The sequence below is a fragment of the Streptomyces sp. NBC_00104 genome, from assembly GCF_045160825.1.
GTDB lineage: Bacteria > Actinomycetota > Actinomycetes > Streptomycetales > Streptomycetaceae > Streptomyces.
On sequence record NZ_CP108215.1, the window covers coordinates 8832561 to 8851865 of the forward strand.

Annotated in this window: 14 protein-coding genes; 8 read left to right on the forward strand and 6 right to left on the reverse strand. The window is 69.2% G+C overall.

What is annotated here, in order from left to right:
* Nucleotides 1-119: 119 nt before the first annotated feature.
* On the reverse strand, nt 120-1886 hold the full coding sequence (locus OG272_RS38695; protein ID WP_405895622.1) for a SulP family inorganic anion transporter: 1767 nt from the start codon (nt 1884-1886) through the stop codon (nt 120-122).
* Nucleotides 1887-2309: 423 nt separating this feature from the next.
* Entirely contained in the window at nt 2310-4406 is a 2097-nt protein-coding gene (locus OG272_RS38700) for an RICIN domain-containing protein (RefSeq protein WP_405895623.1), read from the reverse strand.
* 585 nt (nt 4407-4991) lie between these two features.
* On the opposite strand from OG272_RS38700, the gene OG272_RS38705 reads away from it, so the two are divergent.
* Nucleotides 4992-6053 carry a LacI family DNA-binding transcriptional regulator gene (locus OG272_RS38705; protein WP_327732089.1) on the forward strand — a complete coding sequence of 354 codons (1062 nt, stop codon included), beginning with the start codon at nt 4992-4994 and terminating at the stop codon, nt 6051-6053.
* A 286-nt stretch (nt 6054-6339) separates the two neighbouring features.
* Here OG272_RS38705 and OG272_RS38710 read toward each other — a convergent pair whose 3' ends face one another.
* The 4 genes from OG272_RS38710 to OG272_RS38725 all read right to left on the reverse strand — a co-directional run bounded on the left by OG272_RS38710 (nt 6340) and on the right by OG272_RS38725 (nt 10447).
* Entirely contained in the window at nt 6340-7362 is a 1023-nt protein-coding gene (locus OG272_RS38710) for a LacI family DNA-binding transcriptional regulator (RefSeq protein ID WP_327727203.1), read from the reverse strand.
* A gap of 68 nt (nt 7363-7430) precedes the next feature.
* Nucleotides 7431-8267: an ATP-binding cassette domain-containing protein gene (locus OG272_RS38715; RefSeq protein ID WP_326575323.1), complete on the reverse strand. Its 837-nt coding sequence runs from the start codon at nt 8265-8267 to the stop codon at nt 7431-7433.
* Entirely contained in the window at nt 8264-9277 is a 1014-nt protein-coding gene (locus OG272_RS38720; protein WP_326575321.1) for an ABC transporter permease, read from the reverse strand. Before OG272_RS38720 ends, OG272_RS38715 begins: the two co-directional genes overlap by 4 nt.
* Before the next feature lie 147 nt (nt 9278-9424).
* A complete protein-coding gene (locus OG272_RS38725; RefSeq protein ID WP_326575319.1) occupies nt 9425-10447 on the reverse strand; it encodes a sugar ABC transporter substrate-binding protein in 1023 nt (340 codons plus the stop codon).
* 248 nt (nt 10448-10695) lie between these two features.
* Between OG272_RS38725 and OG272_RS38730 the strand changes: the two genes are divergently transcribed.
* The 7 genes from OG272_RS38730 (at nt 10696) to OG272_RS38760 (ending at nt 19269) form a co-directional block, all read left to right on the forward strand.
* Nucleotides 10696-11658, forward strand: coding sequence for a carbohydrate kinase (locus tag OG272_RS38730; protein ID WP_327727201.1), 963 nt, complete (start codon nt 10696-10698; stop codon nt 11656-11658).
* 221 nt (nt 11659-11879) lie between these two features.
* Entirely contained in the window at nt 11880-14438 is a 2559-nt protein-coding gene (locus OG272_RS38735; protein ID WP_327727200.1) for a GH32 C-terminal domain-containing protein, read from the forward strand.
* Nucleotides 14439-14484: 46 nt separating this feature from the next.
* Nucleotides 14485-14787: an antibiotic biosynthesis monooxygenase gene (locus OG272_RS38740; RefSeq protein WP_327727199.1), complete on the forward strand. Its 303-nt coding sequence runs from the start codon at nt 14485-14487 to the stop codon at nt 14785-14787.
* Nucleotides 14788-14861: 74 nt separating this feature from the next.
* A complete protein-coding gene (locus OG272_RS38745; protein ID WP_327727198.1) occupies nt 14862-15896 on the forward strand; it encodes a LacI family DNA-binding transcriptional regulator in 1035 nt (344 codons plus the stop codon).
* Nucleotides 15897-16020: 124 nt separating this feature from the next.
* Nucleotides 16021-17301: an extracellular solute-binding protein gene (locus OG272_RS38750; protein WP_327727197.1), complete on the forward strand. Its 1281-nt coding sequence runs from the start codon at nt 16021-16023 to the stop codon at nt 17299-17301.
* Nucleotides 17302-17513: 212 nt separating this feature from the next.
* Nucleotides 17514-18353: a carbohydrate ABC transporter permease gene (locus OG272_RS38755; RefSeq protein ID WP_405895624.1), complete on the forward strand. Its 840-nt coding sequence runs from the start codon at nt 17514-17516 to the stop codon at nt 18351-18353.
* 1 nt (nt 18354) lies between these two features.
* Nucleotides 18355-19269 (forward strand): carbohydrate ABC transporter permease, encoded by a 915-nt coding sequence (locus OG272_RS38760; RefSeq protein ID WP_327727195.1) that lies wholly within the window; start codon nt 18355-18357, stop codon nt 19267-19269.
* Nucleotides 19270-19305: the final 36 nt, after the last annotated feature.

The window sequence follows — 19305 nt, forward strand, 5'->3', positions numbered from 1 at the left end:
CCGAAGGCCCGCGGACAGCGTACGACCGGGAGCGACCGCCCAACCCTCCCTCATGCACAGCCGATTGCGCCGCTTGACGGAAACCCTGTCCTAGAAGGCCCAAGATCTTCTTGGGCCTTCTAGGACAGGGGCCGGGTGGGCTGCTCGGGCGTGGTGCGGGGGGTCCACTCGGCTCCGGTGCGCAGGCGGAAGGCGGCGACCGCGGCCTCCACGGTGGGGAAGAAGTGCCCGGGGTCGATGGTGCGAGTGAGTCCGTACCGTTCGATCTTGCGCCGTACGGGGTCCTTGAGCTCGGCGAACACGAGGTGTACGTGGGCCGCGTTGAGCGCCTCGTCGAGTTCCTCCAGGACGTCGGCGGCGGTGGTGTCCACGTCGGTCATGGGCTCCGCCGCGACCACGATCCAGCTCGGCCGCGGGTCGGTGCCGGCCAGGCGCCTGATCTCGTCGCGGAAGGCCTTGGCGTTGGCGAAGATGAGCGGGGCGTCGAAGCGGTAGATCACCAGGCCCGGCAGCTGCCCGGCCCGCGGGTAGGAGCGGACGTCGTGGTAGCCCTCCATGCCCTGCACCCGCCCCAGCACTGTGTTGTACGGCCACCAGGCGCGTCGGAAGACGTTGAGGACGGACAGGGCCACGGCGACGGCGATCCCGGGCAGCACGCCGAGCAGGGCCACGCCGGCGAAGGCCGCGAGGCACAGCAGGAACTCCGCCCGGCGCTGCCGCCACAGCCGTACCGCCCCCGGGATGTCGGCCAGGGACAGCGACGCGGTGATGACCACGGCGGCGAGGGCCGGCTGGGGGAGATCGCGGAACAGGCCCGGAACCAGGACGAGCATGAGGACGATGAGCGCCGCTCCGACGACCCCGGTGAGCTGACTTCTGGCCCCCGCGCGCTCCGCCACCGCCGTACGGGAGCCGCTCGTGCTGACCGGGAAGCCCTGGAAGAGACCGGCCGCCAGATTCGCGACCCCGACCCCGGCCATCTCCTGGTTGCCGCGGACCTCCTGCCCCGTGCGGGCCGCGAAGGCCGACGCGTTGGAGATCGTGTCGGCCAGGGACACCAGGGCGATGCCCAGCGCCCCGCCGAACAGCGGTACGAGGTCCGAGAGACGGACGTCCGGGATCGTGAACGGCGGGAAGCCCTCGGGCAGCTCTCCGACCAGGTTGACGCCGCGCTCGCCGAGGTCGAAGACGGTGGCCGCGGCGATCGCGAGAACCACCATCACGAGCACGGCGGGGATCTTCGGCAGGAAGCGTTGCAGGACCAGGATCAGGACGATCCCGCCACCGCCGACCGCGGCGGCGGCCGGCACCACCGCCCCGTCGGCGAGCTCCCGCACGAAGCCGACGCACTCGCCGATCAGGTTGTCCGCCTCGACCTTGAAGCCGAGCAGCTTGGGCAGCTGACCGATCAGAATGGTCAGGGCCAGACCGTTCATATAGCCGATCATCGTCGGTTTGGAGATCAGATCGGCGATGAAACCGAGCTTCGCCACCGAGGCCAGGATCATGATGGCCGCCACCATGAGCGCGAGCACCGACGCCAGCGCGACAGCGCGGCCGGGATCCCCGTCCGCCGCCACCAGGGGCAGCACGGTGGCGGCGATCATCGGCCCCAGGGAGGAGTCCGGGCCCAGCACCAGGATCCGGGACGGCCCGCACACCGCGTATCCGAGCAGACAGAGAATCGTCGTGTACAGCCCGGTGATGGGCGGCAGGCCCGCCAACTCGGCGTACGCCATGCCCTGCGGCACCAGCAGCGTGGTCAGGACGACTCCCGCGACCAGGTCCTTGACCAGCCACTCGCGCCGGTAGGACGACACCGCACGGACCCCGGGAACGGCCCGCAACCGGGAGAGAAGCCCTCGGTTCTTGCGCTGCGTCGCCACCGACCGCCCTTCCGTTGTGCCCCGCTGTTCCTGGTGCTCTCCGGTTGGCGCCCTGGGACTCGGGAGTCACCCAGGGCAAGCGTGGCACGCGAACGGCGAGACCTGTATTCGGCCGGTGAAGTGGCGCTGCTCGAACCGGCGACGCCCGTGCCGTCGGCGCACGCCGTCGCTACGCCGCGGGTCGGGCCCCGGCCCGGCCCCTGTGTGGCTCAGGAGATGCCGGGCCCGGGGCGGGAGAGGCGGATGGCGGCGCGGTGGAGGGCGAGAGGGGGCCTTGCCGACGCCTGCCTCGCGGGCGACGGAGGCCATGGAGACGCCGAGTCCCCTTGGTCTCCCCCTGAATCGCCTGAATCGCCTGAATCGGCGGAGGGACCGGAGTATCCGTGCCCTCCGCCGATGGGGACGAACGGTGGCGTCGATCGGTCAGTTGAGCGCCCACTTCTGGTTCGTCCCGCCGTTGCACGTCCACAGGTCGATCTTGGTCCCGTTGGCGGTGCCGTTGCCGACGGCGTCGAGGCAGAGGCCGGACTGGTTGTTGGTGATGGTGCCGTTGGAGTTGACGGTCCACTTCTGGTTGGTGCCGCCGGTGCAGTCCCAGATGATGACCTTCGTGCCGTTGGTCGTGCCGTTGTTGTCGGCGTCGAGGCACTTGTTGCCGTAGACCACGAGCTCGCCGCGCGAGGTGGACGTGAAGGTCTGGTTGTGTCCGCCGACGCAGTCCCAGAGGGCGGCCTGGGTGCCGTTGGTGATGGTGTTCTTGGCGAGGTCGAGGCAGCGGTTGGAGCCGGTCCCGATGATCTCGTTGCCGTTGGTGCCCGCGATGCCCTGCAGGAGGACGGCGTCGAGGTTGGGCGCCCAGCCGCCGCTGTTGGAGAACTTCATGGTGTTGCTGCCCTTGGCCGTACCGACCAGTACGGAGACGGTGCCGGGGGTGCTCCAGGAGCCCGTCGGCGGGAACGAGACCACCGTGGGCTGCTGGCCGTTGACCTGGAGCGTCGCCGTACGGGCGGTGGTGTCGCCGTTGACGTAGGCGATGGTGGCGAGCTTCACGCCGGAGGTCGAGGCGTTGACGCCGTTGAACGTCAGGGTGTTGGCGGTGCCGTTGCCGATCCAGCCGACCAGCGAGCCGCCCGAGCAGTTCGCGCAGGTGGCGTTGGCGGCGCTGCCGGCCAGGGTGTTGGACGAGGACTCGGCCTCGTAGGTGGTGCCGGAGGCCTCGGTGCCGGAGACGGTGAGCAGCACCGCTTCGCCGGCCGGGACGCTGGTGGTGTAGCTCGTCGCGGAGCTGCCCGCGTTCGTCGCCGTCCATACGTTGCGCACGGAGGCCGAGGCCGCGGTCAGGCCCAGGTCGGACCAGCGGGCCGTGACGGAGGCGGCGGAGGAGGTGCGGTTGAGCAGCAGCACGGCACGCTGGCCGGTGCCCGAAAGAACCTTGCTGTAGACCTGCAGGCCCTTGGTGTCCTCGGCGACCTTGACACCCTGGAGGCCGCGGGCGTCCTGGTCGATGGCGACGACCTCGGAGTTGGTGAGGATGTCGCGGGTCGTGGTGCTCATGGTGGTGAGGTTGTTGCCGGCCAGCAGCGGGGCGCCGGAGATCGCCCACAGGCTCATGTGCGTGCGGTTCTGGGCGGCACTGAAGCCGTTCATGCCGACCATCAGCATGTCGGGGTCGTTGTAGTACCCGGTGTGCTGGGACGACGGGTGCAGCGCCTTGTCGAAGTTGGCCAGCATGTTGGCCGCGGACGGGCTGTTGCCCCAGAAGATGATGTCGGTGCTGGTGCGCCACATGGGGGCCAACCCCGCGCCCCAGTTCCAGGAGTTGCCGGTGCCCCACTCGCAGAACGACAGGACCAGCTTGCGGCCGGTGATCGCGGTCGCGGCGTCGTTGGCGGCGCTGATCGCCCTGTACGTGGTCTCCTGGTCGAGGCCCTCGGCGTTGCCGCCGCACCAGTCGATCTTGACGAAGTCGAAGCCCCACTCCTGGAACGTCTGCATGTCCTGCTGGTAGTGGCCCTCACTGCCGGTGTTGGGCGCGGCGGGCCTGGTGGTGGGGTAGTAGTAGCCGCAGCCTTGCTTGCCCGCGTCGGTGTAGATGCCCGCCTTGAGGCCCTTGCTGTGGATGTAGTCGGCCATGGCCTTCATGCCGCCGGGGAACAGGCTCTCGTCGGTGACGATCCTGCCGTTGCCGTCGCGGGCGCCCTGCCACCAGCCGTCGTCGATGTTGACGTACTTGTAGCCGGCGGCGGACATGCCGGACGAGACGAGTGCGTCGGCCTGGGCCTTGATGGTGTTGTAGTCGATGCTGCTGGCGAAGCTGTTCCAGGAGGCCCAGCCCATCGGCGCCGGCGGAACCGCGACCTGGTTGGTGGTCACCGCGACCGGCGCGGTCCGGCCGAGATCCTCCGACGGTGTCCGGCCACCGCCCAGGGCCACGAGCCCGGCGAGCGCCAGGCTGAGGACCAAGGCCCGGACGACGAGACGTCTTGTCCAGTGGGTCACGGCGGTTCTCGCTGAAGACATGGAGTCAAACCCTTCCCTGAGGCGAATGAACGACAACAGATGCGGACGTAGGGGCAGCACGCGTTTCAGGCGCATGCCAAGAGCTGAACAGGCAGGGAGGTGAAGTTCGCCTGATGGCGGGTGCCGCCGTCCGCAGGCCCGGTCAGGGGACACGCACTCCACGTCCGGACGCGACCAGTCCATCGTGTTACCGTTCACATTTTTTTCAGGCTCCATGCGACTCGGTGGCAGATGGCGCGGCGGGAGGTGGAGCAAGGCTTGCGCCTGAAACAGCTCCGAGGTGGAGCCCTGTGTGCCCCCGGCACCGGGCGTTTACGCGTCAGTGACGCAGGGAGAGTGTGAACGGTAACATTCGGCCCTGCAATACTCCGCGCGGAACTTTTCTCCTGACGTCCCGTCGGGCGAGGTCTGTCGAGTTGTGTCGAGATCTGTCGAGGTCTGTCGTGGGTGATCGAGGGGAACCCCGAGCTGTTGAAGAAGATCGTCACCGCTGCGGGTACGGTATGGCCGTCGATCCCGACTCCGAACGGTGACTCCGTGGACAACCCCACGACCGGCCCGTACCGACGAGGAGCCGTCCCCACCATGCAGGAAGCGACTCCCGCCCCCCGCTCCGGCGGGGGACCGCAGGCTCCGAAGACCGTCAGTATCCGGGACGTCGCCAAGGAGGCGGGCGTGTCCCACCAGACCGTGTCCCGGGTCGTCAACGGTCACCCCAGGGTCAAGGAGTCGACCCGGGCCCGGGTTCTGGACGTCATCGCCGAGATGGGCTACACGCCCAACCGGATGGCCCGGGCACTGGCCGGCGGTGCGGTGCGCTCGGTGACCGTGCTGACCTCCGACACCTCTTTGTACGGTGCCTCAACGACCCTGAAGGGCATCGAGGAGGCGGCGAGGGCGGCCGGCTTCGCGGTCGGGATCAGCGTGCTCGACACCGACTCGGCCCAGCAGCCCGCGGATGTCGCGGCCCGGGTCAGCCGGCCGGGGGAAGCGGTGTTGGTGATCGCCTTCGACGCGGCGGGCGTACGGGCATGGCAGGCACTGCCGAGCGGGTTCCCGGCAGCGGCGGCGGTGGAACGGCCCGAGGACGGCGGCCCGGGCGACCGGCCCCAGCTCTGGCTGGACGACCGGGCGGCCGCGGCTCAGGCCACCCGCTATCTCCTCGGCCTCGGCCACGAGACCGTGCACTACCTGGCGATCCCCTCGTCCACCACCCGCATCGGCCAGCGCGCCGAGGGCTGGCGCGACGCCCTGCGGGCAGCGGGCAAGCCCGTCCCGGAGCCGCTCGACGCCGGCTGGAGCCCCCGCTCCGGCTACCTCGTCGCCCGCTCGCTGCTGGTCGACCCGTCGGTCACGGCCGTGCTGTGCGGCAACGACGATCTGGCACTCGGCGTACTCCGCGCAGCCAGGGAAGCGGGCCGTGACGTGCCGGGCGACCTGAGCGTGGTGGGCTTCGACGACGCCCCCCATTCCGCCTACGCACACCCCGCCCTGACCACCGTCCGCCTCGACTTCGAAGGCCTCGGCCGGGGCTGTTTCGGCCTGCTCCACCGGCTCCTCGAACCCGATACCGCTCCGGCCCTACCCCTGTGGGCCGAGCCGGAGCTGATCGTCCGGGAGAGCAGCGGCCCGCCCCGTACGGCGTGAAGGGACTTCCGAAACACGCCCTAGCCTCGATCTTCTGTGACGGCTCGCTCGTTCAACGGGCGTGCCGTTTCGGTCTGTTGGGCGGGTCACAGTGCGTTGTGGGCCCGGCTGCCGCGTCGGCTGGGCGCCGGGCTCCACGGCTTGGGTGGGGTGCTGTGACAACCGGCGCGCGAGCCGCCTGCTCGAACGGGGGTGGGCATCGGGCGACTTGCGTGGAACAGGTACGTGCGTGGGCCCGGAAATCCGCTCGTCGGGTGCCGCCGCCGAGCCCGGCGGGGTGAGTCGCCTACGCCGTGGGCGCGGGTTGCTCGCCCGAGCCTCGGATGATCAGTCGGGTGGGGACGGTGATGGTGCGTGTTCGGGTTCGGGTGCCGTCGAGGCGGGTCAGGGCGGTGGTCGCCGCCGTTCTGCCGAGTTCTTCCGCGTCCTGGGCGACGACGGTCAGCGCTGGTTCGAGGGCCTCGGCGAGCGAGACGTCGTCGAAGGCGACGACGGCGACGTCCTTGCGCTTGGAGCGGGCGAGTTCGGCGACTATGCCGAGCGCCATGATGTTGTTGCCGGCGAAGAGGGCGGTGGGGGGATCGGGGAGGTCGAGGAGTTGGGCGGTCGCGGCCTCGGCGCCCGGCTGGTCGTGGGCGTTGGCGACGAGCGCGCGGTCGTAGGGGATGTCGGCCTCCCGCAGGGCCGAGCGGTAGCCGGCCTGGCGTTCGCGGCGGGTGTACAGCTGCAGGGGCAGGTCGCCGAGGAAGCCGATGCGGCGGTGGCCGTGGGCGATGAGGTGGGCGACGCCGTCGTGGGCTCCCGCGCGGTTGGAGCTGACGATGCTGTCGGTGGACAGGCCGGCTCCGGGGCGGTCGAGGAAGATCACGGGCAGTCCCGCCTCGCGGTGGGACCTGAGGTGGGTGTGGTCGGCGCCGACGGACGGCACGACCATCAGGATGCTGACGCGGCGGGCCAGGAACTTGTCCGTCAGGGCGCGTTCACGGTCGGGGTCGTCCGCGGAGGAGCCCATGAGCAGCGTCAGACCGCGTTCGCGGACGGTGTCCTCGATGGCGCGGGCCACGGCCCCGAAGAAGGGGTTGGCGAGGTCGGGGATGACCAGGCCGATGGTGGTGTCCGGCCCGCCGACACGGATGTTGCGTGCCATGAGGTTCGGCTGGAAGCCGAGTTTGGCGACGGCGGCGAGCACCTGTTCCCTGGTCCGCGCCGAGGCGGGCCCGTCCTCGTTGAGGACGCGGGAGACCGTCTTGGCGCTGACGCCGACTTCTCGGGCGACGTCGGCCAGGGTGGGTCGGCGGCTCGCTGCCATGGAGGACCGTTTCTTGTGGGCTCGTTCGGTTCCGGCCGCGGCAACGGCCGGAACCTCGGAGGCTTACGTCAGTGGGCTTGGACTCCGGCGGCCTTCGCGGCCTCGGAATCGGCTACGACAGTATCCCCGGCCTCGTCGATGGTGAGTGCGCCGGTCATGATGGCGACGACCTCCGCCATGGAGTAGTCGGAGGGCTTGATCACGGCGGCGCGCCGGCCGAGGCGGTGGACGTGGATCCGGTCGGCGATCTCGAAGACGTGGGGCATGTTGTGGCTGATCAGGACGACCGGCATGCCCTTGTCGCGGACCCGGCGGATGAGGTCGAGGACCTGGCCGGACTCCTTGACGCCGAGGGCGGCGGTGGGCTCGTCCATGACGACCACGGACCGGGCCCAGGCGACGGCGCGGGCGACCGCCACGGCCTGCCGCTGGCCGCCGGAGAGCGTCTCGACCGCCTGCGTGAGCGAGCGCAGACCGATCTTCAGGTCGGCCATGTGCTCGGCGGCCTCCTGACGCATCCGCTTCTTGTCGAGCATGCGGAAGGCGCTGCCGAGGACGCCGGGGCGGCGCAGTTCACGGCCGAGGAACATGTTCGAGGCGATGTCCATGGAGGCGGCCACGGCGAGGTCCTGGTACACCGTCTCGATGCCGTGGGCGCGGGCGCTCTGCGGTCCGGAGAAGGTGATGGGTTCGCCGTCCAGGCGTATCTCGCCGGCGTCGGGGGTCACCGCGCCGGTGAGGGCCTTGATGAGGCTGGTCTTGCCGGCGCCGTTGTCGCCGATGACGGCGAGGACCTCGCCGGGCAGCAGGTCGAAGTCGGCGCCGTCGATCGCGGTGACCTGGCCGTACCGCTTCACCAGGCCGCGAGCCTGCAGGACAGGGGTGGGGGTGCCGGTGGCGGTCATCGGGCCTTCTTCCGGGAGAGCTGGTCGACGGTCACCGCGAGGATCACCAGGATGCCGGTGATCAGGGTCTGGTAGATCGAGGCGACACCCATCAGCTGCAGGCCGTTGCGGAAGACGCCGACGATGAGGACGCCGATGAACGTGCCCAGGACCGACCCCCGGCCGCCGAAGAGGCTGGTGCCGCCGAGGACCACGGCCGTGATGCTGTCCAGGTTGTCGGTCTGCCCCGCCTGCGGGTCGCCGACGCCGGTGCGGGAGATGAGCAGCAGGGCGGCGATGCCGTAGAGGACGCCGGCCACGGTGTAGACGCCGATGGTCAGCCGGGAGGTGCGGATGCCGTTCAGCCGGGCCGCTTCCGGGCTGTTGCCCAGGGCGTACACGTGCCTGCCCCAGCCGGTGTTGCTCAGCGCGTAGGCGAGGAGGAGGAACAGGGCGATGGTGACCAGCGAGCCGTACGTGATGTCGGTGTTGCCGAGCGGGAAGGTCTGCCCGAGCGCCGTCAGCGGGCCCGGCAGGTTGGTGACGGTCTGCTCCTCGGAGTAGATGTGGGTCAGTGCGAACGCCACGTTGAGCATGCCGAGGGTGACGATGAACGGCGGCAGCGGGATCTTCTGCACCAACGCCCCGTTGAGCAGCCCGAAGCCGCCGCAGACGACCAGGCCCAGCGCGATCGCGGCGAGCGGGGGCAGGGAGCCCTCGGCCGCCATCCTGGCGATCACGATGCTGCCGAACGCCATCACGGCTCCGCAGGACAGATCGATGCCCGCCGTGAGGATGATCAGGGTCTGCCCGATGGCGAGGGTGCCGACGACCATGACCTGCTGCACGATCAGCGAGAAGTTCCCGCCGGTGAGGAACTGGTCGCTGGAGACGGAGAAGAAGACACAGGCCAGGAGGAGAGCGACCAGGGGGCCGGTGGTCGGTGCCGTGAGCAGTCGGCGGGCCGTTGTCGGTGCCTTGAGCTCCGAGTACGGCGTGGACGTGCCCGGGGGCGTGGTCGTGGCTGTCATGCGAAGTCCTTGTCGGAAGACAGAAGTCGTTGTCCGCCCTCGTCGGAGGAGAAGAGGACAAGCGGGCGGCCGTCCCCCGGTCAGGGAGGAGGGGACGGCCGCCCCGCTGGGAGGAGGGGCGGAGTCGTACGGTCCTCAGGGGCCGGCTCAGCCCCAGCAGTTCTCCAGGCCGTAGGCGGTGTCCTTGGACGTGACCCCGTCCTGCGCCTTGTCGGTGATCAGCGTGACGCCGGTGTCGGTGTAACCGGACGCCTTCTTGCCGTCCTTGGCGTACGTCACCACGGCCTTGACGCCCTCGGCGGCCATCTTCAGCGGGTACTGCTGCGAGGTCGCGGCGATCGTGCCGTCCTTGACGGCCTCGGTCCCGGTGCAGCCGCCGTCGACGGAGACGATCAGGACGTCCTTCTCCCGGCCCTTGGCCTTCAGGGCGGTGTACGCGCCCAGGGCCGCGGGCTCGTTGATGGTGTAGACGACGTTGATGCCGGGTTCCTTCTGGAGGCAGTTCTCCATCGCGGTCTGGCCCTTGGCCTGGTCGCCGCCGGTGTCCTGGGAACAGACGATGGAGGAGTCGCCCTCCTCGATGCCGAAGCCCTTCAGGAAGCCGTTGTGCCGCTGCACGCCGACGGAGACGCCCGGCGCGAGGTCGAGGGTGGCTATCTTCGCCGACTTGCCCTTCATCGCGGCCTTGGCGTACTCGCCGATCAGCTCGCCCGCCTTGAGGTTGTCGGTGGCGAAGAGCGCGTCGACGGCGCTCTCCGGCTCGGTCGGGGTGTCCAGGGCGATGACCAGGACACCCTTGGCGCGGGCCTTCTCGATCGCGGGCACGATCGCCTTGGAGTCGCTCGGGGTGATCAGGATGCCCTTCACACCGGCGGCGACCATGTTCTCGATGGCCGTGACCTGACCGGCGTTGTCCCCGTCGAACTTGCCCGCCGCGGTGGACAGCTCGGCGCCGTTCTCCTTGGCGGCCTTCTCCGCGCCCTCCTTCATCTTCACGAAGAACGGGTTGGTGTCGGTCTTGGTGATCAGACCGACCTTGACGCTGCCCGAATCGGAGCTCGCGGTGCCCGATCCGGATCCGGATCCACAGGCGGTCAGGGTGAGGGCCGCGACACCCGCGACCGCGGCGGCTCTGAGGAGGGAGGAAGACGGACGAATGGTGCGAGGCATGATCGACTCCTGTGGGATAGCGAGCGGCACGGGGTTGGGATTCAGAGCATGCCGCCCGGGGTGTCATCGTTGACTTATGTCATCGTTGACACTGCCTGGCGAGGATGATGGACTCCGCATCCCGGCAACGTCAATGCCTTCCACCCGTCACAAATCGGCAACGTCTGCGGCCCTCGCCCGCCCGAAGCTCCTCAGTGGCTGCCCGCTACGTGCCCGGTTTGCCTACGCGCTCCAAGAAAAGAGCAGCCATGAGCCCGCGTCAGATCACCGTTCTGGGAGAGTGCGTCGCGGACGCCTTCACCGAACCGGCACGTGCCTCGAACGAACTCGCGCTGCGGGTGCTCCCGGGCGGCGGACCCGCGAATACGGCAGTGGCCCTGGCGCGCCTCGGCACCCCGGCCCGCTTCCTCGCCCGCCTGTCCGGTGATGTGTTCGGGCGCCTGTTCCGGGCACACCTGGAGGCGTCCGGCGTGGACCTGTCGGACGCCGTCACCGCCGCTGAGCCCAGCACGCTGGCCGTGGCGGAACTGGACGCCCAGGGGCAGGCCGCGTTCTCCTTCCACGCGCAGAACACGGCCGACTGGCAGTGGACCTCCGGGGAGCTGGCGAACGTGGATCTGTCCGGCACGGCCTGTGTGCACACCGGGTCCCTGGCCCTGGTCAGCGAGCCCGGCGCGGCAGTGGTCGAGGAGTTCCTGGCGGCCGCCGCTCCCGGGGCCACCGTCAGCATCGATCCCAACGTCCGGCCGCTGCTGGTGAACCCGCAGGTCTACCGCGCGAGGCTGACCCACTGGTGCGGCCTCGCCGACATCCTGCGGCTGAGCGCGGACGACCTCGATCTGCTGCTGCCCGGCACGCCGCCTGAGCAGGCGTGCGACCTCTGGCATGCCGCGGGGGCGCGGCTCGTCGTGATCACGCTCGGCGCCGACGGCGCCCTGGCCTCGCTCGACGGCGAACGGGTGCGGGTGCCCGCGGTGGCGACGCCGGTGGTCGACACGGTCGGCGCGGGGGACTCCTTCACCGCCGGGCTGCTGCACCACCTCGGCGCCGGCGGATTTCTCGGTGGCCGACTCACGGAGCTCGGTGTCGCCGAGGTCGCGGAAGCCTGCCGCTTCGGCACTCAGGTCGCCGCCCTGACCTGCTCGGTGGCCGGCCCCAACCCGCCGTGGCAGGACCAGTTGGCGCCGCTCACGACTGCCGGCGGAGCCTGACGGACCGTCGGGGCGTGCCGGGTCGTCGCGCCCGAACCGTTGACGCATGCGCCGGGTTGCACGCATCATCGGGCCACTCGATGTCATCGATGACACACGTCGACGATGACACCCCTCGGTCGGCCACGTGGACGACGTCGCCGACGAGGGCGTCCCTTTCCGGTCCGTCCGCGCCGGGGCAGCAGGCACCGCCGCGCGGACGGCCGCAGCACAGGAGACCCATGAGATCTGGACCTGTATCCCGGCATGCCCGCATCCGGTTGCTGGCGGCGGTGGCGACGGTCTGCGCCCTGTCCGCGACACCGCTCAGCCCGCAGGCCGTAGCCGCCGACACCCCGACCTACTCCGAGACGTATCGCCCCCAGTTCCACTTCACTCCGGAGAAGAACTGGATGAACGACCCCAACGGGCTCGTGTACTTCAAGGGCGAGTACCACCTCTTCTACCAGTACAACCCCAACGGCGACTCCTGGGGCGACATGTCCTGGGGCCACGCGGTGAGCAAGGACCTCGTGCACTGGGAGGAGTTGCCGCTCGCCCTGTCGCACGACGACGAGGAGATGGTCTTCTCCGGCAGCGCGGTCGTCGACCGGGACAACAGCACCGGCTTCGGTACGAAGAAGAACCCGCCCATGGTGGCGGTCTACACCAGCTTGGCCAAGGACACGGGCATACAGGCCCAGTCGCTCGCCTACAGCACCGACCGCGGCCGCACCTGGACCAAGTACCAGGGCAATCCCGTGATCGACATCGGCTCCAAGGAATTCCGCGACCCCAAGGTCCAGTGGTACGCGCCCACCAAGAGCTGGCTGATGACGGTGTCGCTGTCCACCGAGCACAAGGTGCGGTTCTACTCGTCGAAGAACCTCAAGGACTGGGACCTGCTCAGCGAGTTCGGGCCGGCCGGCGCGACCGGCGGCGTGTGGGAGTGCCCCGACCTGTTCCCCCTCGCGGTCGACGGCGACGAGAACAACATCAAGTGGGTCCTGGTCGTCAACATCAACCCTGGTGGTATCGCCGGTGGTTCGGCCGCCCAGTACTTCGTCGGCGACTTCGACGGCGAGAAGTTCACCGCCGACGACAAGGGCACCTACACCCCGCCGACCGGCACGGTGGTACAGGACTTCGAGGGCACCGACTTCGGCTCGTGGACCGCCACGGGCACCGCGTTCGGCACCGGGCCCGCGGCCGGTGCGGTGGCCGGGCAGGGGACCGTCGCCGGCTTCGACGGCCAGGGCCTCGCCAACAGCTTCCACTCGGGTGACGGCGCCACCGGCACCCTGACCTCGCCCTCCTTCACCGTCGACAGCGCGTACCTGAACTTCAAGGTCGGCGGCGGTCGCCACCCGCACGTGGCCGGAACCGTCATGGAGCAGGGCCCGCCCCCCGAGGGAACGCTCCTCGCCGACTTCGAAGGCGGCACCTACGGCGACTGGACGGCGACCGGGGACGCCTTCGGCACCGCACCGGCCACCGGCACCCTCCCCGATCAGCAGGAGGTCTCCGGCTTCCTGGGAAGCGGCCTGGTCAACAGCTACCTGAACGGCGACTCCACCACCGGCGCCCTCACCTCGCCCGAGTTCACCATCGACAAGGACTACGTCAACTTCCTCGTCGGCGGTGGCAACCACCCCGCCGGTTCCGCCAACCCGACGGCCGTCGAACTCCTCGTCGACGGCGAGGTGGTCCGCAGTACCACCGGTCAGGACGGCGAGGCACTCAACTGGGCCTCCTGGGACGTCAAGGACCTCGCCGGCAAGAAGGCACAGATCAAGATCGTCGACGACAACAGCGGCGGCTGGGGCCACCTCAACGTCGACCACATCATGCTCTCCGACACTCAGGCCCGGCCCGTTTCCCAGGAGACGTCCGTCAACCTGATCGTCGACGGCCAGGTCGTGCGCAGTGCCACCGGTGCCAACAGCGAGACCCTGGACTGGGCCTCCTTCGACCTGCGCCCCTACGCCGGCAAGCAGGCGCGGATCCAGATCGTCGACATGAACACCGCCGGCTGGGGCCACGTCCTCGCCGACCGGTTCACCACCGCGGACACCGCCGCCAAGTCCGTCGTCCAGCGCGCCGACTGGGCCGACTACGGCAAGGACTACTACGCGGCCGTGTCCTGGGAGAACGCGCCGGGCGGCAAGCGGTACATGATCGGCTGGATGAACAACTGGGACTACAGCGGCGCCATCCCCACCTCCCCCTGGCGCGGCGCACAGAGCGTTCCCCGGGAAATGGCACTGCGCACGATCAACGGCCGGATCCGGCTGACCGGCAAGCCGGTGAACGGCCTGGAGTCCCTCCGGCAGCGCCCGGCGACGGCGTCCGGTGTCACCGTCAAGAGCACCTCGAAGACCCTGATCGGCCGCGCGGCCCAGGGCAAGGCGCTCGACATCGAGGCCACGTTCTCCCTCGAGGACGCCGACCGGTTCGGCCTGAAGGTGCGTACCGGCGCCGACGGCGAGGAGACCGTCATCGGCTACGACACCACGACGCAGGAGCTGTACGTCGACCGCACCCGCTCCGGCGCCGTCGACTTCAACAGCACCTTCCCCGGCGTCCAGGCCGCCCCGCTCAAGGCCAGGAACGGCAAGGTCAAGCTGCGGATCCTCGTGGACTGGTCCTCCGTCGAGGTCTTCGGCGGCAGCGGCGAGACCGTGATCACCGACCAGATCTTCCCCGACCCCGCCAGCCAGGGAGTGGAGATCTTCGCCGAGAACGGATCGGTCAAGCTGGACAAGGCCGTCGTCTGGCACCTCGACTCCGCCCACGAGTGACGCCCGTACCCGACGCTCCGCCCACGACAGACAAGGACACGAGACCGTGAAGAAAACCCTGCTCGCCGAGTTCACCGCCCGCGAGGGAACGGAGGCCGAGGTCGCCCGTCTGATCGGGGACTACGCCCTGAAGGTGCGCGAGGAGGAGGGCAACCTCGTCTTCGACGTCTACACCAAGGCGGCCGAGCCGCGCGCGTTCTGGATCTTCGAGGTCTACCGGGGCGAGGACGCCTTCCAGGCGCACCTGAACGCCCCGTACGGCGGCCCTTTCAACGCCGCTCTCACCCCGCTGATCGAGGAGGACGCCTCCGTGCTGACGTTCCTTGATCCGCTGGCCACGAAACCGTAATGAGCCGTTGACAAGGGCCCCCACCCGGGCGCAGTCTCATCCCACACTCACTTGCCAAAACGATTGGGCACCACATGGGCAGGCGGATCGGGATCAAGGACGTGGCGGCAGCCGCCGGAGTCTCGGTCACGACCGTCTCCCACATCCTCAACGAGGTCGAGGGCAAGCGGATCAACGCCGAGACCCGGCAGCGCGTCCTGGAGACGGCCGAGCAGCTGGGGTACGCGCCCAACGGACTGGCCCGTGGCCTGCGGTTGAAGCGGTCGAGCACCATCGGCTTCGTCAGTGACCGGATCGCCACCACCCCCCACGCGGGCCGGATCATCCTCGGAGCGCAGGAGGAGGCCGCCAAGCACGACCTGCTGCTGCTCATGCTGAACACCGGCGGCGACCCGGAGCTGGAGCGCAAGGAGATCGAGCTGCTGCTCCAGCGCCAGGTCGACGGGGTGCTGTACGCGTCGATGTACCACCGGGTCGTCCAGGTGCCGGAGCAGCTGCGCTCGGTCCCCACGGTTCTGCTGGACGCACGCTCGGACGACCCGGCCGTGCCGTCGGTGGTGCCGGACGAGGTCCAGGGCGGCTACACCGCCGTGCGGGAACTGCTCCGTCACGGTCACCGCCGTATCGGCTTCCTCAACAACGTCGACGACATCCCGGCCACCCACGGGCGCCTGGCGGGCTACCGCAAGGCGCTCGCGGAAGCCGGAGTCGATTTCGATCCCCGGCTGGTGGTGGCCGAGACCGCCTCCGCCGCCGGTGCGTACCGCGCGGCGATCAGGCTGCTTCAGGGGACGGAACGACCCACCGCGCTGTTCTGCTTCGCCGACCGGATGGCGATGGGCGTCTACCACGCCGCCGCCGAACTGGGGCTGTCGATCCCGGCGGACCTGTCGGTCATCGGGTTCGACAACCAGGAACTGATCTGTGACGGGATGTTCCCGGGGCTGACCACCGTGGCCCTGCCGCACTACGAGATGGGGGCGCGAGCCGTCGTTCAGCTGCTCGCGCTCGCGGGCGCTCCGGGCCGGAAGGCTCGTCCGGAGGCTCAGGAAAAGCTGCCCTGCCCGCTGGTGGCGCGGGCATCGGTCGCTTCGCCGTCCCGACTCTGACCTCGGAACGGCGAAGCACCACCGATACAGGCGGCCGCGTAACCGGCCGCCGGCACGGTCTTGCAGGACCGTGCCCAGTGAAATGTGGAGGAACCCCATGGAATCGAGAACAAGGCGCCTCGCCGTGTCGAGTCTAGCCGCCCTGACCGCGGCGGTCCTCGTCGCAGGCTGCGCAGGCGGTGGGAGCACCGGCTCGTCGGGCGCCGACGGCGACACCCTGACCCTGTGGACGCACAACGCCGGAAACGCCGCCGAGTACGGCGTCGTCAAGCAGATCGTCAAGGACTTCAACGCGAGCCAGGGCAAGTACAAGGTCAAGATCCAGGCGTTCCCGCAGGGCTCCTACAACGACTCCGTGGTGGCCGCGGCCTCCGCCAGGAAGCTGCCGTGCCTCCTCGACGTCGACGGGCCCAACGTCCCGAACTGGGCCTGGGGCGGGTACCTCGCGCCGCTGGACCTGTCCCAGGGCGAGGTAGCCGTGAAGGACCAGCTGCCCGGCACGGTCGCCATGTACCAGGACAAGACCTACGCGTTCGGGTTCTACGACGTCGCGCTGACCCTGTACTCCCGCAAGTCGGTGCTGAAGGAGTACGGCATCCGTATCCCCACCTTCGACGAGCCGTGGACCAGGACCGAGTTCATGGACGGGCTGGCGAAGATCAAGGCGGGCGACACGTTCAAGAACACGGTGGACTTCGGCACGAGCGACCCCGGCGAGTGGTGGCCGTACGCCTACTCCCCGATACTGCAGAGCTTCGGCGGCGACCTGATCGATCGCTCGGACTACAAGACCGCCAAGGGCGCGCTGAACGGCGAGAAGGCCGTCGAGTGGGGGAAATGGTTCCGCTCGATGGTCACGAAGGGCTACGCGCCGCAGAAGTCGAGCAAGAGCCCCGCCGACGACTTCCGTAACGGCAGGACCGCCATCCAGTGGGACGGCAGCTGGTCCGCCCAGGCCCACGTCGACAAGTTCGGTGACGACCTGGCGATCCTGCCGCCGGTCGACTTCGGTGACGGTCCGAAGATCGGCGGAGCCTCCTGGCAATGGGGCATGAGCTCGACCTGCTCCAACAAGGAAGGCGCGCAGGCCTACCTGAACTTCTCCCGGCAGACGAAGTACTTCGTGGACTTCGCCGAGGCCACCGGCACCATCGCCGCCACCGACGCGGCGGCGCAACAGGTGAAGGGCTACGAGACGGGCGGCCGGTTCGACATCTTCCTCAAGGCGGCGCGGGAGTTCGCGGTGGTCCGGCCGGTCACCCCGGCCTATCCCTACATCTCCACGGTGTTCGCCAAGACGGCTCGGGACATCATGGCCGGCGCCGACGTCAAGGGCGCCCTCGACCAAGCGGTCAGCCAGATCGACAACAACCTGTCGACCAACAACTACTCCACCGGCAGCTGACCGCCGTCCACCCGTCCCGGCGGACGGCGGAGGGGACTCATCCGCTCCGCCTTCGCCGGGACACCTACCTGCCTGGATGTCCCATGGCCACCACCGTGACCCCCATGTCCTCTCGGCCCGGTACCGGTACCGGTACCGCCGCCGACGCCCCACCGACCCGACGTGCGAGGCGAGGGCGCGCACGCCGCGGGGAGAGCCTTGCCGCACTCGGCATGGTGAGCCCCGCCGTCTTCCTGCTGGTGACGTTCATCGTCATCCCCGTGGTGCTGGCCTTCGCGCTGGCGTTCACCAACGCCCGCCTGGTGTCCCCGACCCCGGCCGAGTTCACGGGCCTGCGCAACTTCCGCACCCTGCTGGACGACCCGCTGTTCTACAAGTCGCTGCGGAACACCTTCTACTTCGCCGCCGTCGTCGTGCCGCTGCAGGGCGGCCTCGCGCTGGTGCTCGCCCTGCTCGTCAACGCCAAGGTCAAGGGCGTCAACTTCTTCCGCACCGTCTACTTCCTCCCGGTCGTCACCTCGATGGTCGTGGTCTCCATCCTGTGGACGCTGCTGTACCAGAAGACCGGGCTGATCAACGAGATCATCAACCACCTCACCTTCGGGCAGGTGCGGGGACCGGACTGGCTGACCGACCCCTCCACGGCCATGCCCGCCATCATCCTCATGTCGGTCTGGCAGGGCGTCGGCTTCCACATGGTCATCTGGCTGGCCGGACTCCAGACCATCCCGCAGGACCTGTACGAGGCCGCCGACATGGACGGGGCCACCCGCTGGGTGCGCTTTCGGCATGTGACCTGGCCCGGCCTCAGCGCCACCCGCACCTTCGTGCTCATCACCATCACCATCAACGCGTTCGCCCTGTTCACCCAGGTCAGCGTGATGACGCAAGGCGGACCCCTGGACGCCACCAGCACGGTCGTCCACCAGGCCGTGCAGACCGGGTACAGCCAGCAACAGACCGGCTACGCGTCCGCGATCTCCCTCGTCTTCTTCGTCCTGGTGCTCGCGGTCTCCCTCGTGCAGCGCTTCCTCACCCGGGAGAAGGACTGACATGACCTCCGTATCCCCCGCTCCCGCCCGCCCGGGCCGCCGTCGCAGGCCGTCGCCGCGCCGCATCGGCCTGCAGACGGCACGGATCGTGCTCGCACTGTTCTTCGCGTTCCCGATCGTCTTCATGCTGGTGTCGTCGTTCAAGCCCGACGAGCAGATCTTCGGCGACCTGGACGGCATCAGGGCGTTCCTGCCGGTCGGCCGGCTGTCCCTGGACAACTACGCCGGGGTCTTCGACCGGGTGCCCGCCGTCCGGTTCCTGCTCAACTCCATCGGGATCTCGGTCATCACCGTGGCACTGAGCGTCTTCATCAACAGCCTCGCGGCGTTCGCGCTGTCCCGGATGCGCTGGCGCGGCAAGAAGGTCGTGCTCACCGCGGTGATCGCGACACTGATCGTGCCGTTCGAGACCTTCGCCCTGCCGATGGTCTGGTGGGTCAACAAACTGCCCTGGCTGCAGTGGAACGACGGCGGCCTCACCGTGACCGAAGGCTGGCTGGACACCTACCAGGTGCAGATCCTGCCCTTCGTCGCCAATGCCATGTTCATCTTCCTGTTCCACCAGTACTTCCAGAGCATCCCCAAGGAACTCGACGAGGCGGCGGTCATCGACGGGGCGAGCTGGTTCGGCATCTACCGGCGCATCGTCATGCCGCTGTCCGGCCCGGCGGTCGCCACGGTCGCCATCCTGGCCTTCCTGCCGATGTGGAACGCCTACCTGTGGCCGCTGATGGTCGTCCAGAGCGAGGAACTGCGTCCGGTCATGGTCGGCGTCCAGTACTTCTTCCAGCTCGACCCCTCCTGGGGCGAGGTCATGGCCTACTCGTCGATGATCACCGTGCCGGTGCTGACGCTGTTCGTGGCCTTCCAGCGGGCCTTCGTCAACAGCATCGCCTCCAGCGGAGTCAAGGGCTGACCTCCCTCCGTCTGCTCTACCCGCACCACCGCTGTG

What these genes read in the sequence shown, in the direction of transcription:
- OG272_RS38715 (WP_326575323.1), bottom strand. Translation starts at nt 8,267, where the DNA reads ATGACCGCCACCGGCACCCCCACCCCTGTCCTGCAGGCTCGCGGCCTG.
- OG272_RS38745 (WP_327727198.1), top strand. Translation starts at nt 14,862, where the DNA reads ATGGGCAGGCGGATCGGGATCAAGGACGTGGCGGCAGCCGCCGGAGTC.
- OG272_RS38700 (WP_405895623.1), bottom strand. Translation starts at nt 4,406, where the DNA reads ATGTCTTCAGCGAGAACCGCCGTGACCCACTGGACAAGACGTCTCGTC.
- OG272_RS38735 (WP_327727200.1), top strand. Translation starts at nt 11,880, where the DNA reads ATGAGATCTGGACCTGTATCCCGGCATGCCCGCATCCGGTTGCTGGCG.
- OG272_RS38705 (WP_327732089.1), top strand. Translation starts at nt 4,992, where the DNA reads ATGCAGGAAGCGACTCCCGCCCCCCGCTCCGGCGGGGGACCGCAGGCT.
- OG272_RS38730 (WP_327727201.1), top strand. Translation starts at nt 10,696, where the DNA reads ATGAGCCCGCGTCAGATCACCGTTCTGGGAGAGTGCGTCGCGGACGCC.
- OG272_RS38725 (WP_326575319.1), bottom strand. Translation starts at nt 10,447, where the DNA reads ATGCCTCGCACCATTCGTCCGTCTTCCTCCCTCCTCAGAGCCGCCGCG.
- OG272_RS38755 (WP_405895624.1), top strand. Translation starts at nt 17,514, where the DNA reads ATGGTGAGCCCCGCCGTCTTCCTGCTGGTGACGTTCATCGTCATCCCC.
- OG272_RS38710 (WP_327727203.1), bottom strand. Translation starts at nt 7,362, where the DNA reads ATGGCAGCGAGCCGCCGACCCACCCTGGCCGACGTCGCCCGAGAAGTC.
- OG272_RS38760 (WP_327727195.1), top strand. Translation starts at nt 18,355, where the DNA reads ATGACCTCCGTATCCCCCGCTCCCGCCCGCCCGGGCCGCCGTCGCAGG.
- OG272_RS38720 (WP_326575321.1), bottom strand. Translation starts at nt 9,277, where the DNA reads ATGACAGCCACGACCACGCCCCCGGGCACGTCCACGCCGTACTCGGAG.